The sequence below is a fragment of the Saccharibacillus deserti genome, assembly GCF_013618475.1.
GTDB lineage: Bacteria > Bacillota > Bacilli > Paenibacillales > Paenibacillaceae > Saccharibacillus > Saccharibacillus deserti.
The window spans coordinates 923,348-947,961 of the sequence record NZ_JABJVN010000002.1 but is presented as its reverse complement, the minus strand read 5'-3'; the positions used below and the strand labels follow the sequence as shown (position 1 = coordinate 947,961).

The window sequence follows — 24,614 nt, the reverse complement described above, 5'->3', positions numbered from 1 at the left end:
ATTTGAAGATCCGTTCTCACGACGATCTTCATCGTCGCGACTCACTTACTGTTCAGTTTTCAAGGAACAAACTCGTTATTTTCGTTCCTGCCGCCTATCTTGGTTTTGACAACCAAGCAAGCTTTCGTTTGGCGACTAGATTTATATCTTATCACTAAACAAGCAATGATGCAAGAACTTTTTTGATTTCTTTTCAAACCCTATTTGCTTCGGCACCGGAAGTATAAATCCCCATCTTGCGTTATAATGAGATCAATCGACAAGAAACGGCTTTCTATCGATCGCTCTCTATTAATATAATCCATATCAGACGAAAATGAAACGCTTTCTTTTTATCAATCTTTCATTTTTCCAAAGGGAGGTTTTCATGTTCAAGTCCGACCGTTTTCTTCGTATTGCCTTACATATTATTGCCGTGCTGATTGTCCTGTTTCTTCTCACCAAAATACCGGGTATTCTCGCTCCGCTCAAAGCGGCGTGTAGTTTGGTCTTTTTCCCGGTGGTTTTGTCGCTGTTTCTTTACTATTTGTTCCGACCGACCATACGCAAGCTCGACCAATGGAAAATTAAACGTCCGTGGTCGATTCTTCTTCTGTATGCGGCAGCGGTTGGAGTCTTTGTCAGTTTCGCTATCTGGGTATGGCCGATCCTGAGATCGCAATTCTTGAACTTCAGCGATAACCTTCCCCAACTCGCCCAGAATTTCTCGGATCAACTTCAACTGCTGCTGTTCCAGCTGCAGGAACAGGAAATTTGGGGAACAAGAATCAATGATATCGATGTAGGCATCGATATTCCGCAGCAGCTGTCAGGCTACCTTGAGAATTTCATCAATTCTGTCACCACTTCTCTCAGCAATGCGTTGTCTGTTGCCGCCTGGATTTTCCTTGTCGTTTCTACGGTTCCCATGATTTTATATTTTATGTTGAAAGACGATCGAAAAGGCTATGCCTTTTTGCTCAAAATCGTTCCTGTAAAATATCGTCCCAATTTTCGCCATGCGGCGCGGGATATCGATACGGCGCTAAGCAGCTTTATCGTCGGAAGGGTATTTTTGGCGACGTGTGTAGGGGTATTCGATCTGATCGGTTTCCTGATCGTGGGTGTTCCTTATCCGCTGCTGCTCATTCTGTTGATTATTCTGACAGACATGATTCCTTATATCGGCGTGTATCTGGGAGCTCTACCTGCATTGATTGTCGGTTTTATTGATGCCCCCAGCTCGGTGATTTGGATTGTCGTCGTGATCGCAGCGGGTCAAATGCTGCGAAACAATCTCCTGTCTCCTATCATTTACGGTTCCGCACTCGATATCCATCCGTTGACCACGGTCTTCCTGCTGCTCAGCAGCGGTGCAATCGGAGGCTTCGTCGCCATACTGATCATTATTCCGCTCTATATGGTCGTAAAGATCGTTGTTGTTCATCTATACCGGTATTATCGCAGCAGCAAAGTGAAACAGGTCGACCTTACCTAGTACCCTGAAGCCTATAAGAGATATAAAAAAAGACCTTGCGAACGCAAAGTTCGCAGGGTCTTTTGTCATGTGCAAAATATGAAATTGTATACGGGTTCTATCAGCTTTCGATCAGGAGCGACTCCGGATCTTCAAGCAGTTCCTTAACTTTGACAAGGAAACGAACCGCTTCCGATCCATCGATAATCCGATGGTCGTAGGAAAGCGCCACATACATCATTGGCCGATTTTCCATACGTTCCGCATCGATTGCCACCGGACGAAGCTGGATCTTGTGCATCCCCAGGATACCGACCTGCGGGGCATTCAGAATCGGAGTCGACAGCAGGGATCCGAAGACGCCGCCGTTCGTGATGGTGAATGTGCCGCCCTGAAGATCGGACAAGGCCAGTTGGTTGTCGCGCGCTTTGGTAGCCAGGCCTGCGATCGATTTCTCGATTTCAGCAAATCCGAGTCGGTCCGCGTCGCGTACGACAGGTACCACAAGTCCTTCTTTGGCGGATACGGCAATCCCGATATCGTAGAATTTCTTGTAGACCACTTCGTCGCCGTCGATTTCCGCATTGACAGCTGGGAAGGCTTTGAGTGCACCGACAACCGCTTTGGTAAAGAACGACATAAATCCGAGGTTCACGTCGAACTTTTCTTTGAACTTGTCTTTGCGGCGTTTGCGTACATCCAAGATCGCCGTCATGTCCACTTCATTGAACGTCGTGAGCATCGCGGCGTTGTGCTGCGCTTCGACGAGTCGGGTAGCGATCGTCTGGCGGCGGCGGGACATGCGCTGGCGTTCGACCGGCTTCAGCGGGTCGCCCGAAGGCGCCGGCTGTGCCGCTTTTGGCGAAGCCGAAGGCTTCGCAGACGGCTGCTGCGGCGCCGGTTGGGTCTGGGCGGCCGGACCGCCGTCGGCGAACGATTTCACGTCGCCGGAGTAGAGCCGACCGATCGGGTCGGCGCTCGGCACGCTGCCGAGCTCGACACCGCGTTCGCGCGCAAGCTTGCGCGCAGCCGGCGAAGCTTTGGCCGAGGTGTCGCCGCTCTCTGCCGGAGGCGGGCTGACCGCTTCGGCGGCTTTGGGGCTGGACGGCAGCGAAGGTGCAGCTTCAGGAGCCGGCGCAGCTTTTTCTTCGCCGATCGGGGCAGAAGCGGTCCCCGTCGTCGACGAGGCCGCATCGCCTGTACGAATCCGGCCGATGACTTCGCCGACTTGTACGGTGTCGCCTTCTTGACGGAGCAGGGATTCCAGCAAACCGCTGGATTCCGCACTCACTTCCAAATTCACCTTGTCCGTTTCAAGTTCGAGCAGCACGTCTCCCTGCTGCACGGCGTCTCCTTCAGCCACGGTCCAGCGCAGAATCGTGCCTTCGGTGACGGATTCTCCCATTTCCGGTACTTTGATATCGCTCACAGCGCTACCTCCCCAAACTCATTTGATTTTTTTTGGATGAATTTTGGCCCAGGGCCGTTTGGATGATCTTCTGCTGTTCGAAAGTATGGATATGCTGGTAGCCGCTTGCCGGACTGGAACGTTCCGGTCTGCCGGTATACGTCACTTCGATGCCTTTTGGAGCAACGGCCCGGATATTCGGTTCGATATAGCGCCAGGCGCCCATGTTATGAGGTTCTTCCTGTACCCAATAGATCTCTTCGAGATTCGGGAAAAGCTCCAGGAAGGCGGACACTTCGCGTGCAGGAAACGGATACAGCTGCTCGACTCTGACGATGTGCAGCCAGCTCCAATCGGCATCCGCATCTTTTTCGATCGCGTCTTCCAGCTCTACCGCGATTTTGCCGCCGGTCAGCAGGACACGCGTTACACGGTCCGGCGAATCGCCCAGCCCGCGCTGTTCGACTGTCGCTTTGAAGCTGCCGTCCGTAAAGTCGGAAGCCGGCGAAGCCACCCGCGGGTTGCGGATCAGGCTTTTCGGCGACATGACTACCAAAGGCTTTGCATCTTCACGGTTGGTCATGGCTGCCTGGCGGCGCAGCAGATGGAAGTACTGCGCTGCGCTCGTCACGCTGGCAATGGTGCAGTTGTTTTCGCCGGCGAGCTGCAGGTAGCGTTCCAGCCTTGCACTGGAGTGTTCCGGACCTTGACCTTCGTAGCCGTGCGGAAGCAGCATGACAAGACTCGACTTTTGCGCCCACTTGGAACGTCCCGGCAGCACGAACTGATCGATCAGGACTTGTCCCGCGTTCGCAAAGTCGCCGTACTGGGCTTCCCAAATAACCAGGGTCTGCGGCGAATATACATTGTAGCCATACTCGAAACCGATAACCGAAGCTTCGGACAACGGGCTGTTATGAATAGCGAACGAAGCCTTGGCTTCCGGCAGCACGTGGAGAGGGCAGAACGTTTCGCCGGTCTGGGCATCGTGCAGCACCAAATTCCGGTGCGCGAACGTCGCTCTTTCCACGTCTTGGCCGCTGATCCGGATCGGCGTGCCGTCGGACAGGATAGTCGCGAACGCAAGCGTCTCCGCTTGTCCCCAATCGACTTTCTCGCCTTCGTCCAATGCATTCAAACGGCGTTGAAGAATGCGCTCCAGCTTCGGATACACGTTGAAGGTGTCCGGACGCTTCAGCAGGTTTTCGTTGATCGACCGCAGTTTCTCCAATTCGACGGAAGTCTGCAGGGATTCGAGCGGCTTTTCGTCGATGCTCGAAGCAAACGGGAACGGATGGCTTTCGCCCTGCTTGCCGTTCTTCATCTCTTCGTACTCCTGCTTGAAGACGGCATTGATCTTGCTGCGCAGTTCCGCCAAACCGCCTTCCCCAATCACACCGCTTTCATGCAATTTTTTTGCAAAAACGGCCGCAGCCGTATCATGTTCCCTAACCTTTTTGTAAACCAGAGGCTGGGTCGTCTCCGGATCGTCCGTTTCATTGTGACCGTAGCGGCGGTAACCGACCAAATCGATGACAAAATCCTTCTTGAAAGTCATCCGGTATTCGCAGGCCAAACGCGCAGCCGCGATGCAGGCATCCGGATCGTCCGCATTGACGTGCACGATCGGAATTTCATAGCCTTTCGCCAAGTCGCTCGCATAATGAGTAGAACGGGAATCGCCGCTCTCGGTCGTAAAGCCGAGCCGGTTGTTGGCGATAATATGCACCGTTCCGCCATTTTGGTACCCGGGAAGCTGGTTGAAGTTGAGCGTCTCCGCCACTACGCCTTCGCCCGGGAAAGCCGCATCGCCGTGCACGAGAATCGAAGCCGCCGCGTTCGTGTTCTGTTTCGGATAGCCCGGCACGCTCCGGTCTTCCTGGGCGGCACGCGCAAATCCTTCGACAACCGGATCGACATATTCCAGGTGACTCGGGTTATTGGCGAGCGTCAGACGCGTCTTGCCCTGTTCGCCGACCGCGCGTTTTTCACCCAAGTGATATTTGACATCGCCTGTCCAGCCGAAGTTGATCCCCATCGAACCTTCCGACGGCATCAAATCCTTGTTCGGCGCATGATGGAATTCCGAGAAAATGCGTCCGTAAGGCTTGCCGAGTACATGCGCCAGCACGTTCAGACGTCCGCGGTGGGCCATGCCCATCAGTACATGTTCCGCTCCCGCTTTGGAGAATCCGCGCACCAGTTCGTCCATCACCGGAACGAGCATATCGATTCCTTCAATAGAGAAACGCTTTTGGCCGACGAATGTCCGGTGCAGGAATTCTTCAAACTGTTCGACCTGCACAAGACGTTCCAGGAGAGCTTTGCGTTCTTCCTGGGTCAATTCCTTGGCGGAGAGCTGACGCTCTTCGGCCTGCCGGTTCAGCCAGTCGCGTTCTTTTTCGTCATGGACGTGCGAGAATTCGTAAGCCGTTGTTCCCGTATAAACCTCCCGCAGTCTGCGAATAGCGTCCAGTCCGTTCGAAACGTCCTGCGGCGCGTCTTCCCAGATTAACGAAGCAGGCAGGGAAGCCAGATCCTGCTCGTTCAATCCCACTTCACAAGGGTCGAGAAACGAAACTTTCGGTTTTTCATCAAGTCCGATCGGATCGATATCCGCAGCCAAATGTCCGTAGGTGCGGATATTCCATGCCAGCTTGCTCGCTGCAACCGCTTTCTTTAATGCTTGAGCATCGTTTGCCGTTCCGTTTGTTTCCGCTGAAACCCCTGTCCCCGAAGCAGGATGCTGCGGCGGTGCGCCAAAGCGTTCGAACAGCTCCCGATAGGAAGGTTCCACCGATCCCGGATTCTCCTGATAACGTTCGTATTGCTCCTGTACGTATCCGAGGTTCGGACCGTAATACTTTTCCCATGGCCCCTGCGTGTTCGAAAATCGTTTCGTCATCGCTGCCACCCTCCGTCTTGTGTTTGCAAAAGCCCATTCTTGTGGAGCACTTTTTTACAAATTAGTGAACAAAGCATTTACTTCTCGATTGTACCGCTTTTTGCTAGCAAGTTCAATTTGTTCGGCAAGTTCCTTGCTAATTTTTTCGCCGACCCCAGTGCCGCGTGTAAGCGTTCCCTTTTCCCGGTCGTCTCGACCTGCCGGTCATCTATAAAACTCTCCGGTCACTCTTTCTCGCGCTCTTGATACAAATCCGGAAGAAGCTTCTGAAGTTCGGGTACCGGCGGGGGAAAATCCAGGTCCAGATTCTCCAGGGTATCGACCGCAATCTGCAGCACCGCAAGGTCCCGGAGAGCCCGATCGTCCGCCGCCACCACATGCCAAGGCCGCTTCTTGCTCGCGCATTGGGTCAATACATCTTCATAGCAGGATTGATATCGGTCCCAATGTTTGCGTTCCTCCAGATCACTCGGATCGAACTTCCAGTTTTTGTGCGGATTTTCGATTCGGGCGATCAGCTTGTCCAACTGAAACCTTTTGGAAATATGCAGGAAAATCTTGACCACCGTCACCCGGTTGTCCGTCAGCATTTTCTCGAAGTCGTTAATCTGGGAAAAACGTCTGCCGGCTTCTCCGTCTTCGATCATTCCGTGCACCCGGCTGATCAAAACGTCTTCATAATAGGAACGGTTGAAGGCACCCATATACCCCATGCCCGGCACGAAGCGGTGCGCTCTCCATAGATAGTCGTGGGACCGTTCTTCGTCCGTCGGCGCTTTGAAGCTGTGGATCAGGACCCCCTGCGGATTCACTTGGGAAAAAACGCGGTTGATCGTGCCGTCTTTGCCGCTGCAGTCCATTCCCTGGAAAACGAACAAGACCGCCTGGCTGCGTGAAGCAAACAGACGCTCCTGCAGCTGCTCAAGCTTTCGGCCCAGCTTTTTTTTCTTCGCATCGATTTCTTTGTCCCCGGGACGCTCACTAAGCGAATAGGCGGTCGGCAGCCGATCCAGCCGTACTTTGTCTCCCGTGCATAACGGTGTTTTGATCTTCATCCTTCTTCACTCCTTTGCGCTTCACGCTGTCCATCTTCTATCAATACCCGTTTTGCCTCCTTTTGCCGCCGGGTTTACAAAAGGTGCTGCCGAAAAGAATCATTTTCTCCAAAAAGGTTTCAAGAAAAAAGCCCGTGGTAATAGTTTGTCAAGTGTAAAAGCATCCGGTACCAAAAAATAATCCCGAAGGAGGATGGGCCTTATGTTTTTGAAAAAGGAATGCGTCTGCGGACACTGTTTTCGCACCTTCCAATGCACGGGCGCTTTTGATCCGAACGGAGCAAAATATATCAGCGGTCCGGTCGCCTGGATGAAATTGATCGCAAAAGAGCCGGACAAACTGCTGCTCGAAGGAAATGCCATTTGTACGGCATGCGCGAACCCCCATCGTTTCCTGGTGGAGTACGATTGTGCGCAGGACCGGTATATCGAGATCGGAGAATCCGAACATTCCCCTGCGATGGCCGCCGGCGTATCTTCGCATTGGGAGAATTCTTCCGCTGTTAACGGATTTGCACGCTGAGTCTCAGCCGATAAAGGACAATAATGAAGAAGCGGAAATAAAGAAGCGGAAATAAAGAAGCAGAGAAAAGGCGGGAAAGCTCCCGCTTTTTTTGTGGAATGGTTTGCATATTTATTCTTATTGTTGTATATTTAATTAAATTCAAAAGTGACGGAGTTCAAAACTCCTCAGATAAGCAAGGCAGCTCAGGGAGGGAAACGGAATGAAAGCCAGACTGATATTGGAAGACGGAACTTTGTTTACGGGAACTTCGTTCGGCAGCGACAGACAAACGGCAGGCGAAGTCGTATTCAATACGGGAATCACGGGTTATCAGGAGGTCCTGTCGGATCCTTCCTACTGCGGGCAGATCGTGACGATGACCCAGCCGTTGATCGGCAACTACGGTATTAACCACGAAGATTTCGAAGCGACACGCCCCTGGATCCACGGTTTCGTGGTTCGCCGCTACGAGACGGCTCCAAGCAACTGGCGTGCCGAATACGATCTGGGTACGATGCTCAAAGAATACGACATTCCCGGCGTTTCGGATATCGATACCCGTATGCTGACACGTTGTCTGCGCAATCACGGCACGCTTCGCGGGCTGATTACTACCGGAAACGCGAGCGTCGAAGAACTGCTCGAACAGCTTCGGGCCACTTCTTCTCCCCACGATCAGGTAAGCCGGGTCTCGACGCCGCGCTCTTACCGGATTCCGGGCACGAAGCAGCGGATTGTCGTTATCGATTACGGAAGCAAAGCCGGTATTATAAGAGAACTCGGACAGCGCGGATGCGATGTGGTCGTGGTCCCGCATACGGCAAGCGCAGCCGATATCGGCCGCTTCAATCCCGACGGCGTGCTGCTGTCCAACGGCCCAGGCGATCCCAAAGACGTACCGGAAGCGGTCGAGACCGTACGCGGGCTGATCGGACAAACGCCCCTGTTCGGCATTTGTCTGGGACACCAGCTGTTTGCTCTCGCTTCGGGCGCGGATACGGTCAAGCTGAAATTCGGTCACCGCGGAGCGAACCATCCGGTCAAAGATTTGTCGACCAACCGATGCCTGATTACTTCGCAGAATCACAGCTACTCGGTGCTCGAAGACAGCCTTGCCCAAACGGACCTGATCGTCACCCATATCAACAATAACGACGGCAGCGTCGAAGGGCTCAAACATGGCAGCGCTCCGGCGTTTTCCGTACAGTTCCATCCCGAAGCCGCGCCTGGACCGACCGACAGCAATCTGCTGTTCGACCAGTTTCTCGATATGGTCGATACGTTCAAAGCCAAACGCGCTTCTTATGTTTCGTCGATCGCCAAAGCGAAAGCCGCAGGGTTTGAAAACGGCAGTCTCCATACGCCGGAACGCTTGCGCACGGCGGCCGGAGCGGCAGCCAATCGGCATCCCCAACGCAAAGAAACGGAACAAGCCGCTTCTCCGGTTGAGAAACGGCTCGCTCCGTCCGCTTACTGAACGATTCCGATTTGTGAATTCGCCGAAATCAGTCTTCCTGCAGCCAATCTTTGCTTCGCCGCTCTTTCCGATCGCGTTTGCCGCTTGCGGCAGCGCGGCCGGACGAAGAGCGGCTTTTTTCTTTGCGTTCCAGGAAAGCAAGCTCTCGCTGCGTTTTGCGGTAACCGGCCATCCGGCCCGCATCCAGCTCCCCTTCGTCCAAAGCCTCCTTAACCGCACATCCTTCTTCGCCGGTATGGGTACAATCCCGGAATCGGCAGCCGGCAGCCAGAACTTCGATATCGGAAAAAGTACCCGAAAACCCGTCCTCTTCCCCTTCCCACAATTGAAGTTCGCGCATGCCCGGCGTATCGATCAGGATCCCTCCGCCGGGCATGGCCACCATCTGGCGGTGGGTTGTCGTATGCCGCCCCCGGCTGTCGTCTTCCCGGATTCCGCTCGTTCGCTGCCCTTCTCCTCCCGCAAGGCGGTTGGTCAGCGTAGACTTGCCGCAGCCCGATGTTCCGGTCAAGGCACAGCTTCGCCCTCCGGCAAAATAGGCGGCCACTTCTTCCAAGCCGGCGCCGGTCTGTGCACTCACGGCATGAATAGGCACTCCGGGAGCGGCACGCCCTACTTCCAGTAAAGCCCGCTCGCGAAAATCATCGTCGCACAGATCCGATTTGTTCAACAAAATAACCGGCTGCGTTCCGGAGTTCCAAGCCATGATCAAATAGCGTTCCAAACGCCGGACATTCAGGTCGAAATTGAGCGAGGTGACCACAAACAGTGTATCGATATTGGTGGCAATAATCTGCTCTTTTACCGGCGCACCGGCCGCTTTGCGAGAAATCCGGCTTCGCCTCGGAAGAACTCCGTGTATGCGGGCTCTTTGTTCGCCGGGCAGGATCTCCGCCGCCAGCCAATCGCCGACTGCCGGGAGTTCGGCTTCGCTGTCTGTCAAGTGGCGCAGACGACCGCTGGTTTCGGCTCTATACTCGCCTTCGGCAGTCGCGACTTTGAACATTTGGCCGAAATCGGCCGTCATTCGTACCGGAAGCAGGCCGGATTCTTCGTAGCCCGCTTCGCGCCAAACTACTTCCCAGTGTTCATCCCAGCCGTAAGAAGCGGGGAATTGCGGGGTCTGTACAGGATCCTTTTGGGCGTTTCGGTTTTCTTGGGTCGTTTTATTCATAAATGCCTCCGTAAAATGGGATGTCTATCGGTGATTCAGCCTTTACCGACCCTCTCCCATCGCTCTTTTCTCCGAAAAAGAGCGCAAAAAAGCCGGGGAGAGTTCTCTCCCCGGCTGCCCGTTCCCAAGCGGTGCACAGGCTCCGTTTGTTCAATCAAACGGTCCTTGCGGCACGACTTGGGCAATATGGAGGCAGCACCGCGTCGCGATACGCCGCAGCATGCCTGATTTCTTTTGGATAAAGAAATCGAAAATGCGTACCAAGCGTTCAGATCGACGGGTGTAGAGAGAGATTGCAACAGGTATAAACAATCGAATATGAAGGGTATGCCATGTTATCTCTCCTCTCACCATCATTTGCCCACAGTTTATCGGAGCTTCGAAAAGAATGTCAAGCTTTTTTTAAGCAGCATCTTCCGTATCGTGCCCCGCGTTGGACGAAAAAGAAGCTTTGCGCGATAATGAAGAAGAAAGGTTTATGCCTTTTTCGCAGGCCGTATTTACAGGAAGCACGAACATGTCAAGGAGGAAGAACGCAGACTATGGAAAAAGAAGATGTTCTGATTATAGGCGCCGGACCATGCGGATTATCCGCCGCGATCGAATGCGGACGCCGCGGACTGTCCGTCCGGATCATTGAAAAACATAACGTGGTACATTCGATCTATCTGTACCCGACCAACATGCAGTTTTTCAGCACGGCAGAACTGCTCGAGATCGGCGAAGTGCCGTTCACTTCGCCCAATGAAAAGCCGTTTCGACACGAAGCGTTGGCTTATTACCGCAAAGTGGCAGGTCATTACGACCTGCGGATCTCCTCGTATGAAGAAGCGTTGTCCGTACGTCCCCAGCCGGACGGTACGTTCCGCGTCGAAACCTGCGACCGTGCGGGCAACAGACGCGAATACGAAGCCGGCAGCGTGGTCGTCTCGACGGGATATTTCGATCATCCGAACGAATTGGGCATTCCCGGCGAAGAAAAAGACAAAGTAACGCATTACTTCCGCGAAGCCCATCCGTACGCCGGCATGAACGTGGCGATCGTAGGCGGAAGCAATTCGGCGGTCGATGCCGCGCTCGAATTGATTCGCGTCGGAGCCAAAATCGATATGGTCTACCGCAGAACGGAAATCTCCCAGCATATCAAACCGTGGGTCCGCCCGCTGTTCGAAGGCATGATTGCCAAAGGGAAGATTACCCTCCACCTCGGTTCAAGCCTGAGCGAGATCGGCGAAGACTACGTCGTCGTAAAAGGACCGGAGAGCGAGTCCCGGATCAAAAACGACTTCGTGCTGGCCATGACCGGCTTCCGTCCGGACCGCAAACTTCTGACCGAAGCCGGCGCGCAGATGTCGGACGATCTCGACAAACCGGTGTACGATCCCGAAACGATGGAAACCGGTGTACCCGGGCTCTATGTGGCAGGTGTCATCGCCTCCGGAAGAAACGCCAACGAGGTGTTTATCGAGAGCGGCCGCATGCACGGTCGATTTATTGCCGAGCATATCGCCAGCCGGGTCCGTGCAGGGGAAAAGTCTGCAAAAAGCTGATTTCATTGCCTTGTTGTGCTATACTTCCCACATACGAGGATTGCGTCGGCACGATTGCAAGATCGTCACCCGGCCGCTAGGAGGACCGCTGCTTATGTCTCAACGTTTCGTCATTGAAGCCGTCATGGTCGCCATTTACGGGCAGCTGCTCTCGGTGAACCGTCCGGTCGAATATATCGTTCCGTATACAACCATACTGGAACTTTACGAATTCGAAGAAGGTTCCGAGCCGCTCATGAACGAGCCCGGCGACGACAAACATGTCAAAGAAAAAGTCAAGGAATTGGTCGCTTATTTCGAAGAACCGCTGAACAAAAAGAAGATCCAGAAAGCCTTATCGGTACCCTGGGCGAAAAGTGCGCCTATCCTGCTTGGCGACCAGATCAAGCTGAGCATTATCAATGCGGTGGACAACGCCCATTACGGCGAAGTATTCGATCCGATCGAAACCGAGGTGCTGCTATCGGCCCTCAAAGAAGAAGCTCCCGTCCTGACCGACCAGCTCGAAATGATCCAGCGGATCATTTCGGCCGCCGTCCCGGTTCAGGTCTTCGATATCGACGATTTCGAATTTGCACTGGAAGGCACGGCACAACTCTAAAGATCTGCCGGACACCAACCAAAAAGACGAACGGACCGGACTTCCCGGCTCGTTCGTCTTTTTGGTTGGTGCATGGCGCTTGGTTATTATTCCCGCTCGTAAGCGTACAAAATATCGTCCTGCTCCGCCAGATACGTGACGTTGAGCCGATAACCGTCGAGATACCACAGGTCCTTCTCTTCCATGTAGAACGTAATGCCTTCCGAATCCTGCGTCAATCCCGGATTGCTCGGCTCTTCCGTTGCAATTCCAAGCGAAAAGCCCGGATGAATATCGCTCGTGTTGCTGTATCTGGCATAAAACCGGACATAATCGCCAGATTGAAGTCCCAGCTCTTTTTTGTACCAATCCGCGGCCTGCTGCGTGATATTAAGACTCATCTCGCGTTCCCTCCTTCGCACAAGGTCGAAGCGGTATATCGCGCTTCGTTTATAGCTTTATCATACCCCACAACGCGCTTCGCGACAAACCTCACAGCGATTCTCCTTTTGTTTCCAAGCGCTCCTTTTCAGTTTTTCGTTGACTTTTTCTGAGAGACGGTGCTAAAATCGGGAGCATACGAGATCATTTGCGATCATCAAACCCAGGAAGGAGTGAATTCGATGTTAACGTTCAAGGAAAGTTTTGGCCTCACGTTCAAAGACGCCTATCGCCCGAAGTCTGCCCTTTCCGAACTTCATATCGATGAAGCTTCCGTCCGCCGTCTCTCGGCCTGCGCTCTCCTGCCTGTGAAGGCCTGAGATTCGCACCCGACAGACGAAAAAATGCGAACGATTGGCTTTATCCCATCGTTCGCCATATGAATCGTTTTTTTAAGCATATCGCGCGCCGCGGTATGCTTTTTTTGCGGTTTTCGCAAAAATGATTGGTAAATCCATCTTTGAGAAGAAAGGAAGTGATGGAATGTTTTCCGTCCTTCGCAATCTAGGCTGGTTCTTCCGGCAGGAAAAAAGACGCTACTTGATCGGGGTATTCTTCCTTGTGCTCGTCGGCGTGATCGAACTGCTTCCTCCGAGGCTGATCGGTATCGCTGTCGACGACATCGCCGGCGGATTGATCACCAGCGAACGGCTGTTCATGTACGTCGGCGGTATTCTCGGCCTGCTCGTCGTCATGTACGGCATTACGTACATATGGATGCGTCAGCTCTTCGGAGGCTCCAATCTGGTCGAGCGCCTGCTCAGAAGCCGCTTCATGGCCCATCTGCTCCGGATGACGCCTCCGTTCTTCGAGCGCAACCGGACCGGCGATCTGATGGCCCGCGCCACAAACGATCTGCGCGCCGTCGCCATGACCGCAGGATTCGGGATGCTTACGCTGACCGACTCCACGTTGTTCCTGCTTACCGTGCTGCTGGCCATGGGCTTTATCGTCAGCTGGAAACTCACTTTGGCCGCTCTGATCCCTCTTCCGTTCATCGCGATCGGCATGAGCATCTACGGCAAAATCATTCACCAGCGCTACACGCTGGCCCAGGATTCTTTCGGCGATATGAACGACCAGGTGCTTGAATCGGTTGCGGGTATCCGCGTGATTCGCGCCTATGTTCAGGAACGCCATGACGAGAAGCGCTTTTCGGATATCACAAACGACGTGTACAAAAAGAACCTGGCCGTAGCCAAAGTCGACGCGGTGTTCGAACCGTATATTCGGCTGTGCGTCGGGCTGAGCTATTTGATCGGACTGGCCTACGGGATCTATCTGGTGTTCCGCAGCGAATTGACGCTCGGCGACCTGGTTACGTTCAATATGTATCTCGGCATGATGATCTGGCCGATGTTCGCGATCGGCGAACTGATCAACATCATGCAGCGCGGCGGCGCTTCGCTTGATCGGGTCAACGAAGTCCTGTTTACCAAAGCGGACATCGAAGAACCCGAACATCCGGTCGATATCAAGCGTCCCGAATCGATCGAATTCCGGAATGTGACTTTCCGTTATCCGACTTCGACAGTCGATAATCTGGAAGAAGTCAGTCTGAAGCTGCTCGCCGGACAAACTTTGGGCGTTGTGGGCCGGACCGGCAGCGGCAAGTCGACGCTGCTCAAGCAGCTTCTGCACGAATATCCGACAGGTACCGGCGATATTCGGCTGTCCGACACCCCGATCCAAGATCTTGGCAAAGACCGGCTGCACAGCTGGATCGGTTACGTGCCGCAGGAACAAATCCTGTTCTCCAAAACCGTCCGCGAGAATATCCGATACGGCAAAAACGATGCGGATGAAAACGAAATTATGGAAGCGATCCGTACCGCCGCTTTCGAAGGCGATCTGGAAACGCTGTCCGACGGGCTTGAGACCCGGGTCGGCGAACGCGGCGTCTCGCTCTCCGGCGGTCAGAAACAGCGCGTCTCGCTGGCTCGCGCCTTTATCGCCGAACCGCAGATTCTGATTCTCGACGATGCCTTATCCGCCGTCGATGCACGCACCGAAGCGCGCATCATTCACAATATCCGGGAAAAGCGCGCAGGAAAAACGACGCTGATCTCGACTCACCGCCTGTCCGCCGTCGAGCATGCCGACCATATCGTCGTGCTGGAAAAAGGACGTATTGTCGAGCAGGGCACCCATGCGCAGCTGATTGCGCAGGGCGGCTGGTATCGCGAGCAGTACGACCGGCAGCAGGTGGAATCCAATCTCTCCTCCGAGGAGGTGCATACCGACCATGAACACTAATACCGGACTTCCCGAAGAAACGACAGCGGTGCCGAAAAAAAAGGCGGCCGCCCGGCTCTTCCGATACGCTCTAGGCGCAAAAGGCACATTCATTGCGGCAATTTTCGCTCTGTCGATCGGCGTCGGCGCCGAACTGGCCAGCCCTTTTATTGCCAAAACGATGATCGACGACCATGTGATGGGCATCGAAAATCCGTATTACGAAACAAGCGAATCCGGCGAAGGTACGGTCGCTTACCAGGAAAACCATTATAAACGCGGGGACCGTTTTGCCGCAGGCGAGACGCGCGGCGAAGAAGTCCACGTTCTGCAGGTCGGCCGCGGCTTCGTCTTCGTCGACGAAACGGTTCCGGTTGTCGAAGGAGACCGCAGCTTCGATAACGGAACACTCACGATCGAAACGGCAGGAGGCACGGTCTCGTATCCGGCGCAGCGGCTGTCCAAAGGGGAGCTGTTCAACTTCTACGAACCGGAAATCCCCGGCATCATGCGGCTGATTCTGCTCTACCTGCTGTTCCTCGCTATCTCGATCGCGATGGAATTCGGCAAGACCTACTGGCTGCAGTCGTCGGCGAATCGGGTCATTCAGAAACTCCGCCTGGATCTGTATGCGCATATCCAGCGGCTTCCGGTCCACTTTTTCGATAATCTGCCGGCCGGAAAAGTCGTCTCCCGAATTACCAACGATACCGAAGCGGTCAAAGATTTGTTTATCGCGGTCTTGTCCAATTTCACGACCGGCATTGTGTATATCACCGGTATTTATATCGCTTTATTTATTCTGGATCCCCGTCTGGCTGCGGTTTCGCTGTTTATCATCCCGCTGATCATCCTGTGGATTTATCTGTACCGCAAGATCGCAACCCAGTACAATACCATCATTCGTTCGCGTCTCAGCGAATTGAACGCGATCATCAATGAGTCTATTCAGGGCATGTCGATCATCCGCGTGTTCCGACGCGAAAAGCAGACGCGCGACGAGTTCGAAGAACTGAACGGCGATTACATGAAACACCAGAACAAAATGCTCAACTTGAACTCGCTCACTTCCCATAACCTGGTCAATGTGCTGCGCAACCTGGCGTTCACGGTCGTCATCTGGTATTTCGGTTCCTCGACGATCGGCGGCGCCGAATCTATCATTTCACTCGGCGCGCTGTACGCGTTCGTCGATATTCTGGGACGGTTGTTCCAACCGATTACCGGCATGATGAACCAACTGGCTGCGCTGGACTCGGCCATGGTCTCGGCGGGACGGGTATTCGAACTGCTGGACGAGCCGGGCGAAAACGTCACCGACGGCGGCATGACGCGTTACAAAGGCGATGTGGCTTTCAAAGACGTCTCCTTCGCCTACAAAAAAGACTATGTACTCAAAAATATCTCGTTCGAAGCGAAGCAGGGCCAAACGGTCGCGTTGGTCGGCCATACGGGCTCGGGCAAAAGTTCGATCATCAATCTGCTGTTCCGCTTCTACGATCCGCAAAAAGGCACAATTACGATCGACGGCCAGAGCGTACTGGATCTGCCGAAGCAGCATATCCGCCAGCACATGGGCATCGTGCTGCAGGACCCTTACCTGTTCACCGGCACGATCGCATCCAATGTGAGCCTGGGCGACGAGCGAATCAGCCGCGAACGCGTCAACGAAGCGCTTCGCGAAGTCGGTGCGGACAAGATTCTGGCCGATCTTCCGGGAGGTTTCGACGAACCGGTCGTGGAAAAAGGCAGCACGCTGTCCGCCGGGCAGCGTCAGCTGATCTCGTTCGCCCGTGCGCTGGCGTTCGATCCCGCCATCTTGATTCTCGACGAAGCGACCGCGAATATCGATACCGAGACGGAATCGTTGATCCAATCCGCGCTCAATGTACTTAAAAAAGGCCGGACGACGTTCGTCATCGCCCACCGTTTGTCGACGATCCGCAGCGCGGACCAGATTCTGGTGCTGCACCGCGGCGAGATCGTCGAACGCGGCAGTCACGACGAACTGATGGCCCACGGCGGCCGCTACTTCCAAATGTATCAGCTGCAGCAGGGCGGCGGCGATTCGATTACGCCGGTCACAGGCAAGCCGGAATCGGGCTTTGATGCCCGTCCGGCATTCGGCGGAGCAAGCGGAGATTAAATCGTATGACCTTTGCGCCTGATTCGGCGCGGAGCAAATAGCAAAAGAGCGTTCCCTTGTAGGGAACGCTCTTTTTTTGCAACTTCCTCCGCATCCGCTTTTCTTCCGGCTTCCGGATTCCGGATTCCCGCTCCCGCTCCCGCGGATGCCTTACTCCAGCAGCTTCGCGTCCGGTTTGCGATGCGGCCCGCCGACTTGTTCGGCTGTTACTTCGGTATACGCGCCGGTCAGGTAAGTGAATGCTTCGGCTTCGGTAATCACCTGCGGGTACAGGGAGCCGGGCTGCGGGGAAGAGACCGTATATCGGATCACCGCCCTGCCGTTCATGTAGGTGACTTCGCGAATATACAGCTCATATCCCGGATTCGGCAGCGCAACTTTCAAAGTGGCTTTGACTCTTCCGTCCGCTTCGGTCGTTATGGAGATCGCCATCTGCTCCCTCTCCTCTCTTGAACAATCGGGTTTTTATATCCAGGCGGATGAACTTAACGGCTATTATACACCATTTCGACAGGAGCATCAGGCCTCAAAAAAGGCTCTTCCCGTATTCGGGAAGAGCCTTTTGGCACAGAGACCCTTCGCTCAGCTGTGCGATTTAGCGCTTATTTCAACGATTTGGTATCCGTTACGGGTTTGGTTCCGCCGTTCTGTTCGGTCGTTACTTCGGTGTAAGTGCCGGTCAGATAAGTAGAAACTTCCACATCGGTAATTACCTGCGGATACATCATATCCGGATCGGGATTCGTTACCGTATATTGGATGATCGCTTTGCCGCCTTCGTATTTCACGCCGTCGATCTTCAACCCGTAGCCCGGATTCGGCAAGGAAGCTTTCAGCGTCGCTTTGACGCGTCCGTCCGCTTCCGTCGACGTTGTGACATTCACGCCGCCTTCTTCGGAACCCGCGTCGCTGCCGCCTTTGACCTTTTGGATAAACTCGACTGCATTATAGACCATTTGAGCCGCTTCCATACGGGTAATCGGATCTTGAGGACGGAATTCGCCATTAGCCGGAGACAGAATCCGCATGTTGCCGAGTGTCTGGATCGCATTCATATGCTCTTTCGTGAACTCGTTCTCATCTTCGAACACGATGAACATTTTCGTCGTCGGGTATTGGCCCGTCGTGTTGATGCCTTCGAGCAGCAGGCTGGCGAACGCTTCTCGGGTAATTTTGCCGTTTGCGGAGTCGCTTTTCGTGACCGTCTTGATCTGGTTGTGCAGAGCCGCTTCATAAGCCGGCGCATACCAGGCGTCGTTGTTGAATTTCGGGTCCGGCATATAGTCGACGCCCGGATCGGTCTCGAGGCCGAACGCGTTGACGATCAGCTGTACCGCCTGGGCATTGGTCAGGTCGACGGACGGGGCGAATCGGTCGGAACCGATCCCTTGCATGATACCTTTTTGCTGCAGCGATTCGACGATTTTGGCGTTTCCGGAATCGGATACGTCACTGAATGCCGATGCCGATGCGGCGAAAGCGAACGATCCTGCCATAACGAGGGCTGCACAAGCTTTAACTGTTTTTTTCATAAGGGCCACCTCTTTTTAGTTTGGGTTTGATTTTCTTATTCTCACTCTCCCAGACGGCACGCATTCGAAAAAGGTTGCAGCCCACGGACATTATTCGTCAAAATCCCCCCTACGCGCACGCCGCGCCTAAATTTCTTCCGGCGAACCGATTCCGAGCAGCTCCAGCGTCCAGCGCAGCCGCTGCGCCGTCAGCCGCGTCAGTTCCAGACGGATCTTCCGTTCCTGCGGAACTTCGGTCAGCACTTTGTTGTGGTGGTAGAACCGGTTGAACAGCTTGGCCAGATCCAGCGCGTAGCGCGCGATAGCCGACGGCTCGTGCCGCTGCAGCCCCCGCCGAAGCTCGGCCTCGTAATCGCACAGCCGCTTGAGCAGTTCCCAGGAAGCGTCGTCCCATACATACGCCTGTTCGTTTAACGGCTCCAACGGCGCCGATGCCGCTTCATGCCCGGGCACGCCCGCTTCCGCCTCCCCGGAACCGTTCGACGCAAGGCCGGCCGCTTGCGCTTTGCGGATCACGCTGCGCGCCCGCGCATGCGTGTACTGCACGTAAGGCCCGGTCTCGCCTTCGAACTGCACCGCTTCTTCGAGCGAAAAATCGATCTCGCCGATCCGGTTGTTTTTCAGGTCGCCGAACACGATCGCTCCGATTCCGACCGCTTCCGCGACAGCTTCGCGATCGTGCAGCAGCGGATTTTTGGTCGCCATGATCTCGGACGCGCGTGCGACGGCTTCGTCCAGCACTTCTTCGAGGAACACGACTTTGCCGCGGCGCGTGGACATTTTCTTGCCTTCGAACTTCATGAGTCCGAACGGGATATGCCGGCACTCTTCCGCCCAAGACCGGCCCATTTTGCGCAGCACCGCGAACACTTGGCGGAAATGCAGCGACTGCTCGGCGCCGACGACGTACAGCAGCTTTTCCGCGCCGAGCACGTCGTGCCGATACAGCGCCGTCGCCAGATCCCGCGTCGGATAGATCGTCGTCCCGTCGGACTTCAAGATGAGGCACGGCGGCATGCCTTCCTCGTCGAGCCGGACGACCTGGGCGCCGTCGCTTTCTTCGAGCAGCCCGCCTGCGCGCAGCTCCTCGACGACCGCGCCCATTTTATCGTTGTAGAAGCTCTCGCCCAGCACCTGGTCGAACGAGACGCCGAGCCGGTCGTACATCCGGTTGAATTCGGTCAGACTGACATCGACGAAATAGGTCCACAGCCGAAGCGCTTCTTCGTCCCCGCTTTCCAGCCGGCGGAACCAGTCGCGCGCTTCGATATCGAGGCTATGGTCCTGCTCCGCTTCGTCGTGAAAACGCACGTACAGATCCAGCGATTCGCGTATGGGCGACGCGTTCAGCCGTTCTTCGCTGCCCCAGCGCTTATATGCCGTAATCTGTTTGCCGAACTGCGTTCCCCAGTCACCCAGGTGATTGACGCTGATCGGGCGCTCGCCCGCCGCTTCGTACATCCGGTACAGCGCTGCCCCGATCACGGTCGAACGCAGATGGCCGACGCCGAACGGCTTGGCGATGTTCGGCGACGACAGATCGATCACGATCGTCCGCCCTTCCCCTTGAACGGCATGAAGTTCGGCCCGTTCCAGCAGCGCCTGCGCGTGCAGGCCGCGATCCAGCGCGAAGTTCACGTACGCCCCGGCCGCCGAAGCTTGCACGCCGGCAAGCGCAAAGCGCTGCGCCAGTTCGGCCGCGATCAGCTGCGGATTTTTGCGCAGCGTTTTGGACAGCGCGAAGCACGGAAACGCCGCGTCTCCCAATTTCATGTCGGGCGGCTGTTCGAGCAGCGCTTCCGCCGTCCCTTGCTCCCAGTCCAACAGCCTATCCAGCTCCGCCCCGATTTTCGATAATCTCATCTCTTTTGCCTCCTGCAAATTATTGTTATCCAAGTTATCTTCCGAAAAAGCATGCAAAAAAGCTCTCGTCTCCATAAAAGAGACGAGAGCTTTTGCTCCCGCGGTACCACTCTTATAGCCCAAGCGGCGTTTTGCGAACAAACGGGCTTGAACCTCTTGAGCGGCGGTAACGGTGCCGTAACCGGGCCATTCTACGCGGAAAGCCGGCGGCGCTCGGCCGCAGGCGTTCGTTCGAATCGCCGTCTCCCGGGTGCGCTTCTCCGATCGGTGCGGCGCCGGCTTTCACCGTCCCGGCTCGCTGCTTCCGCTGTGTCGATCGGATACTGTCCCGTTCATGGACATTCCTCGATAAGTCTTTTCGCCATTATAGAAGGTTGCCTCGCAAGAAGCAAGCGATATCGCTCAAAACGAATATTCGGACGGAGATGCTTTAGTCGGTTCAAGCATGGAACTTCGGTGTAATCTATAAAGCGTGATATTTGGTAGTTTCCGTATTTTGACCTTTTTAACCTACATCAGAGGAGGAATTACTAATTTGAGAGCGAGACCTATTTGGCATGCCGCTTGGCTCACGATGTTGTCCTGCATGCTGCTGCTGACGGCGTGCACGCCGGAGTCGAGATCTTCGTCCGGAGCGCCGACGACCGGAACGTCCGGCGACGGAGCGGCCCAGGAAAAAGTGACGATCGATTTCTGGACTTTCTGGGGTTCCGAGACGCGCCGTCCCATCATCGAGAAAATCATCGAAGACTTCAACAGCTCGCAGGACCGCATCGTCGTGAAACACACTTATCTGCCTTTCGGCGATATCTGGACCAAGAACCTGGCTTCGATCGCGGCCGGCACTCCAGCCGACGTCATCGTCAACGATTATGCCGACGTCAACCTGCGGGCCAGCAAAAACCAAAACACCAACTTGACGGCATATTTGCAGCAGGATGATATCGAGAGCCGGTTCTATCCGGAACTTTGGAACAACGTGCTGTACAACGACGAGGCGTACGCGCTTCCGTTCAACACCGATACGCGTCTGCTTTACTATAACAAGGAAGCGTTCCGCGAAGCAGGACTCGACCCGGAGCAGCCGCCGCAGACTTGGGCCGAGCTTGAAGAGTACGCGCAGCAGCTGGACAAGAAAGCCGGAGACACATACGAACGCGTCGGCTTTTACCCGCTGTGGGGCGACTTCGGCGTCGACAGTTGGCTGATCAACGGCGACGCGGGCAATGGCTACTTCGGAGAAAACGACGAGACGACGATCGATACGCCGGGCAAAGTCGCTACGCTGGAATGGCTGAAATCGTGGCAGGACCGCCTGGGCCGCCAAACGGTGGACGCGATCAAAGCCGACTTCGGAAGCGGCGTCAGCGATCCTTTTATCTCCGGCAAAGTGGCCATGTATATCCAGACCGGCACGTATAACACGCAGATCGAAGAGTTCGGCCAGGATCTCGATATCGGCGTGGCGCCTATCCCTGAACGCGAAGAGGGTTCGGGCCATTGGAGCAGCGGCGGCGGCTTCGTCGTCGAAATCCCGAAAGGCGCCAAACATCCGGACGAGGCCTGGGAGTTTATCAAATATCTGACCGACGTCGACGCGCAGAAATACTGGGCGATGGAGAACTTCGACAATGTCTCGAATATCGAAGCGGCCGAAGATCCGGAAGCGAACAAAAACGAGGTCTACAAAGCTTCGGTCGAAAATCTGGTCAATACCAAAGTGTTCCAGGTCCCGCTGAGCGCTTCGGGCTACAAAGACCTCATCAATCCGCATATGGACGCCGTGTTCCTGGACAAGGAGACGCCGCAGCAGGCTTTGCAGCAGGCACAAAAAGACGTCCAATCGCTCATGAACAAAAACAAGTAACTTTTCGCTTTGCACGCACCTGACGGGAGCCGCTCCGGATTCGACCGGACAGCGGCTCCCTTACCCTTTTTACGCAAAGGAGGCCTGTATGAAAACGCCCGCGAGAACGCTGACACCCACTGCCCCAAAAAAGAAAAGATCCAAACTTGCACGCCGCGAAGAACTGCAGGGCTACCTGTTCATCTCGCCTTGGCTGATCGGACTGTTCGGCATTACCCTGTTTCCGATGCTGTTCTCGCTGTACGGCAGCTTCACCAATTACGACGTGACGTCGCGCATGGACTTTATCGGAGTCGGCAACTACATGCGTATGTTCACGGAAGATCCGCTGTTCTGGAAATCGCTGTACAATACGCTGTATTACGTCGCCTTTATGGTGCCGCTGACAACGATCGGATCGATTCTGCTGGCGCTGATGCTCAACGAGCGAATCGTCGGCATGCGCTTTTTCCGCACGATCTATTATCTGCCGGCCGTTCTGTCGGGCGTCGGCGTCTATTTTCTATGGATTCAGCTGCTGAACCCTTCGACGGGCCTAATCAACACGATGCTCGGTTGGGTCGGCATTCCCGGTCCGGCCTGGCTGAGCGATCCGATGTGGACCAAGCCGGCTATCATCTTGATGAAAATGTGGAGCGTAGGCGGCGGCATGCTGCTGTACCTGGCCAGTCTGCAGGGCGTTCCGTCGCAGCTGTACGAATCGGCCAAGCTCGACGGCGCATCCGCGTTCCGGCGCTTTTTCCATATCACGCTGCCGATGATCTCGCCGGTCATCTTTTTCGATGTCGTGACGAGCTTCATCGGCGGATTCCAGATTTTCCAGGAAGGTTACGTCATGACCGACAGCGGAAGCGGAGGCCCGATGGGCTCGCTGCTGTTCTATAACCTGTACATGTGGAATCAGGCGTTCCAGCTGTTCGATATGGGCTACGCGATGGCGATGGCCTGGGTGCTGTTCGTGATCGTGCTTATTCTGACGCTGATCAATCTTCGGATGTCCAAACGCTGGGTGTACTACGAAGGAGGCGAAGATTGATGAAAAAGCGCTCGGCGCGCGATACGCTGATTTTTATGCTGCTGTCTGCCGGAAGCCTGCTGTTCCTGCTGCCGCTGTGGTGGATGATCGCCACGTCGCTGAAGTCGCCGCAGGAGATCGCGCAGTATCCGCCGACTTTTATCCCGAACACCTTCCATTTCGAGAACTACATCCATACGTGGCAGGCGGCTCCGTTCACCCTGTACGCGTTCAACACGCTGATGCTGGCCGCTTTCGCGGTAGCCGGCAGTGTGCTCGTTAATTCGTTTATCGCTTACGGGTTTGCGCGCATCGCTTTTCGGGGCAAAAAGTTCTGGTTCTCGGTCCTGCTCGCCACGATGATGATTCCCGGATTCGTCACGCTCATTCCGCAGTACGTGCTGTTCTCCAAGCTGCATTTGGTCGGCACGTATTATCCGCTGATCATCCCGCAGTTTCTCGGCAGCGCCTTCTACATCTTCATGCTGCGGCAGTTCTACTTGAGCATCCCGCGGGAACTGAGCGAAGCGGCCAAGATCGACGGGGCGAACCATCTGTACATCTGGGCGAGAATCGTGATTCCGCTGTCCAAGCCGGCGTTGGCCGCGATCGCGGTATTCGCTTTTAACGGCGCGTGGAACGATTTCCTCGGCCCGCTGCTCTATGTCAACGACGAGGTGCTGTACACGCTGCAGATCGGTCTCCAGTCGTTCCGGGGCAGCGTGCAGACGCAGTGGAATTACCTGATGGCAGGTTCGGTCATCGTCCTGCTGCCGGTCATCGTGCTGTTCTTCCTGTTCCAGAAATATTTTATCGAAGGCATGAATCTGACGGCCGGCACCAAAGGCTGAACCTATTGAACTTTGTACGTAAAAACTCCGGCGGAAGAAAGTTCTTTCGTCGGTTTTTTTGTGCTGAAAATGACGAGAAATACGGCAAAAAGACCGCCTCCGCAAGGAGACGGTCTTCGGTCAAACCCGGACGGGGACTCGCGGCTTAAGCGGCCACCAGAATGCCCCGGCAGATGCTGGCGCATTCGCGGCAGACGCGGACGCATTCCTGGCAGTGCTCGTGCGGATGCTTCATGCACTCTTCGGCGCAGGCATCGCAGGCTTTGGCGACCAGTTCGCAAATTTCGGCGACGAACGGGCTATTGCGCGTCATTGCTTGAATCGCGACCCCGCACAGATCCGCGCATTCGCGGTCGAGGCGCAGACATTCGCGAAGCTCGAAAATATCGAGCCCTTTCAGGCTCGAAACATAGCTGACGTTGCAGACGTTCATGCAGCGGATGCAGGCGTCGATACACTCTTTGTATGTAGTCACGGTCATGTTGGTCATGTTGTTTTCCTCCCGGTGTATGGATGAGGCCCGATGGCCCTTGATAGCTACCATTACCCGAAAA

The 24,614-nt window shown here is 55.0% G+C and carries 20 protein-coding genes; 11 read left to right on the top strand and 9 right to left on the bottom strand.

Translation table 11 applies throughout. The features are described from left to right. The first annotated feature begins 367 nt into the window (after positions 1 to 367). Entirely contained in the window at positions 368 to 1,477 is a 1,110-nt protein-coding gene (locus HOP44_RS10305) for an AI-2E family transporter (RefSeq protein WP_172252957.1), read from the top strand. A gap of 100 nt (positions 1,478 to 1,577) precedes the next feature. Here the strand turns inward: HOP44_RS10305 and odhB are convergent, their stop codons facing one another. From odhB to HOP44_RS10290, 3 genes are all read right to left on the bottom strand, one after another. After that, positions 1,578 to 2,885: a 2-oxoglutarate dehydrogenase complex dihydrolipoyllysine-residue succinyltransferase gene (odhB, locus tag HOP44_RS10300; protein WP_172252956.1), complete on the bottom strand. Its 1,308-nt coding sequence runs from the start codon at positions 2,883 to 2,885 to the stop codon at positions 1,578 to 1,580. Between the two features lie 4 nt (positions 2,886 to 2,889). Continuing rightward, positions 2,890 to 5,769: a 2-oxoglutarate dehydrogenase E1 component gene (locus tag HOP44_RS10295; RefSeq protein ID WP_172252955.1), complete on the bottom strand. Its 2,880-nt coding sequence runs from the start codon at positions 5,767 to 5,769 to the stop codon at positions 2,890 to 2,892. A 224-nt stretch (positions 5,770 to 5,993) separates the two neighbouring features. Continuing rightward, complete coding sequence (locus HOP44_RS10290) at positions 5,994 to 6,824, bottom strand: PPK2 family polyphosphate kinase (RefSeq protein ID WP_172252953.1); 831 nt, start codon at positions 6,822 to 6,824, stop codon at positions 5,994 to 5,996. A 202-nt stretch (positions 6,825 to 7,026) separates the two neighbouring features. Between HOP44_RS10290 and HOP44_RS10285 the strand changes: the two genes are divergently transcribed. Next, the gene (locus HOP44_RS10285) at positions 7,027 to 7,347 is read left to right on the top strand and encodes a hypothetical protein (protein ID WP_172252951.1); all 321 of its coding nucleotides are present in this window, start codon (positions 7,027 to 7,029) and stop codon (positions 7,345 to 7,347) included. Positions 7,348 to 7,549: 202 nt separating this feature from the next. Further along, positions 7,550 to 8,806: a carbamoyl phosphate synthase small subunit gene (locus tag HOP44_RS10280; protein ID WP_172252949.1), complete on the top strand. Its 1,257-nt coding sequence runs from the start codon at positions 7,550 to 7,552 to the stop codon at positions 8,804 to 8,806. A gap of 28 nt (positions 8,807 to 8,834) precedes the next feature. On the opposite strand, the gene rsgA is transcribed toward HOP44_RS10280, so the two are convergent. Beyond that, the gene (gene rsgA / locus HOP44_RS10275) at positions 8,835 to 9,980 is read right to left on the bottom strand and encodes a ribosome small subunit-dependent GTPase A (RefSeq protein WP_246369699.1); all 1,146 of its coding nucleotides are present in this window, start codon (positions 9,978 to 9,980) and stop codon (positions 8,835 to 8,837) included. A 542-nt stretch (positions 9,981 to 10,522) separates the two neighbouring features. Between rsgA and HOP44_RS10270 the strand changes: the two genes are divergently transcribed. Further along, entirely contained in the window at positions 10,523 to 11,530 is a 1,008-nt protein-coding gene (locus HOP44_RS10270; RefSeq protein ID WP_172252947.1) for a YpdA family putative bacillithiol disulfide reductase, read from the top strand. 94 nt (positions 11,531 to 11,624) lie between these two features. After that, positions 11,625 to 12,131, top strand: coding sequence for an ADP-heptose synthase (locus HOP44_RS10265; RefSeq protein WP_172252945.1), 507 nt, complete (start codon positions 11,625 to 11,627; stop codon positions 12,129 to 12,131). 86 nt (positions 12,132 to 12,217) lie between these two features. Here the strand turns inward: HOP44_RS10265 and HOP44_RS10260 are convergent, their stop codons facing one another. After that, complete coding sequence (locus HOP44_RS10260) at positions 12,218 to 12,511, bottom strand: HesB/YadR/YfhF family protein (RefSeq protein WP_172252943.1); 294 nt, start codon at positions 12,509 to 12,511, stop codon at positions 12,218 to 12,220. A gap of 222 nt (positions 12,512 to 12,733) precedes the next feature. Between HOP44_RS10260 and HOP44_RS10255 the strand changes: the two genes are divergently transcribed. From HOP44_RS10255 to HOP44_RS10245, 3 genes are all read left to right on the top strand, one after another. After that, entirely contained in the window at positions 12,734 to 12,871 is a 138-nt protein-coding gene (locus HOP44_RS10255) for a hypothetical protein (RefSeq protein WP_172252941.1), read from the top strand. 163 nt (positions 12,872 to 13,034) lie between these two features. Then, entirely contained in the window at positions 13,035 to 14,807 is a 1,773-nt protein-coding gene (locus HOP44_RS10250) for an ABC transporter ATP-binding protein (protein ID WP_172252939.1), read from the top strand. Next, positions 14,797 to 16,932, top strand: a complete 2,136-nt coding sequence (locus HOP44_RS10245) for an ABC transporter ATP-binding protein (RefSeq protein WP_172252937.1) — start codon at positions 14,797 to 14,799, stop codon at positions 16,930 to 16,932. The genes HOP44_RS10250 and HOP44_RS10245 overlap by 11 nt, the downstream gene beginning before the upstream one ends. Before the next feature lie 150 nt (positions 16,933 to 17,082). On the opposite strand, the gene HOP44_RS10240 is transcribed toward HOP44_RS10245, so the two are convergent. The 3 genes from HOP44_RS10240 to argS all read right to left on the bottom strand — a co-directional run bounded on the left by HOP44_RS10240 (position 17,083) and on the right by argS (position 20,327). Then, the gene (locus HOP44_RS10240) at positions 17,083 to 17,364 is read right to left on the bottom strand and encodes a hypothetical protein (protein ID WP_172252935.1); all 282 of its coding nucleotides are present in this window, start codon (positions 17,362 to 17,364) and stop codon (positions 17,083 to 17,085) included. Positions 17,365 to 17,534: 170 nt separating this feature from the next. Continuing rightward, positions 17,535 to 18,464, bottom strand: a complete 930-nt coding sequence (locus HOP44_RS10235) for a protease complex subunit PrcB family protein (protein ID WP_172252933.1) — start codon at positions 18,462 to 18,464, stop codon at positions 17,535 to 17,537. 126 nt (positions 18,465 to 18,590) lie between these two features. Next, positions 18,591 to 20,327, bottom strand: coding sequence for an arginine--tRNA ligase (gene argS, locus HOP44_RS10230; protein ID WP_172252931.1), 1,737 nt, complete (start codon positions 20,325 to 20,327; stop codon positions 18,591 to 18,593). A gap of 535 nt (positions 20,328 to 20,862) precedes the next feature. Here argS and HOP44_RS10225 point away from each other — a divergent pair. The 3 genes from HOP44_RS10225 to HOP44_RS10215 all read left to right on the top strand — a co-directional run bounded on the left by HOP44_RS10225 (position 20,863) and on the right by HOP44_RS10215 (position 24,060). After that, positions 20,863 to 22,194: an ABC transporter substrate-binding protein gene (locus HOP44_RS10225; RefSeq protein ID WP_246369698.1), complete on the top strand. Its 1,332-nt coding sequence runs from the start codon at positions 20,863 to 20,865 to the stop codon at positions 22,192 to 22,194. 88 nt (positions 22,195 to 22,282) lie between these two features. Next, on the top strand, positions 22,283 to 23,230 hold the full coding sequence (locus HOP44_RS10220; RefSeq protein ID WP_172252929.1) for a carbohydrate ABC transporter permease: 948 nt from the start codon (positions 22,283 to 22,285) through the stop codon (positions 23,228 to 23,230). Next, complete coding sequence (locus HOP44_RS10215) at positions 23,230 to 24,060, top strand: carbohydrate ABC transporter permease (RefSeq protein WP_172252927.1); 831 nt, start codon at positions 23,230 to 23,232, stop codon at positions 24,058 to 24,060. Before HOP44_RS10220 ends, HOP44_RS10215 begins: the two co-directional genes overlap by 1 nt. Positions 24,061 to 24,205: 145 nt before the next feature. Here HOP44_RS10215 and HOP44_RS10210 read toward each other — a convergent pair whose 3' ends face one another. Continuing rightward, the gene (locus tag HOP44_RS10210; protein ID WP_141450550.1) at positions 24,206 to 24,541 is read right to left on the bottom strand and encodes a four-helix bundle copper-binding protein; all 336 of its coding nucleotides are present in this window, start codon (positions 24,539 to 24,541) and stop codon (positions 24,206 to 24,208) included. Between the last annotated feature and the right edge of the window lie 73 nt (positions 24,542 to 24,614).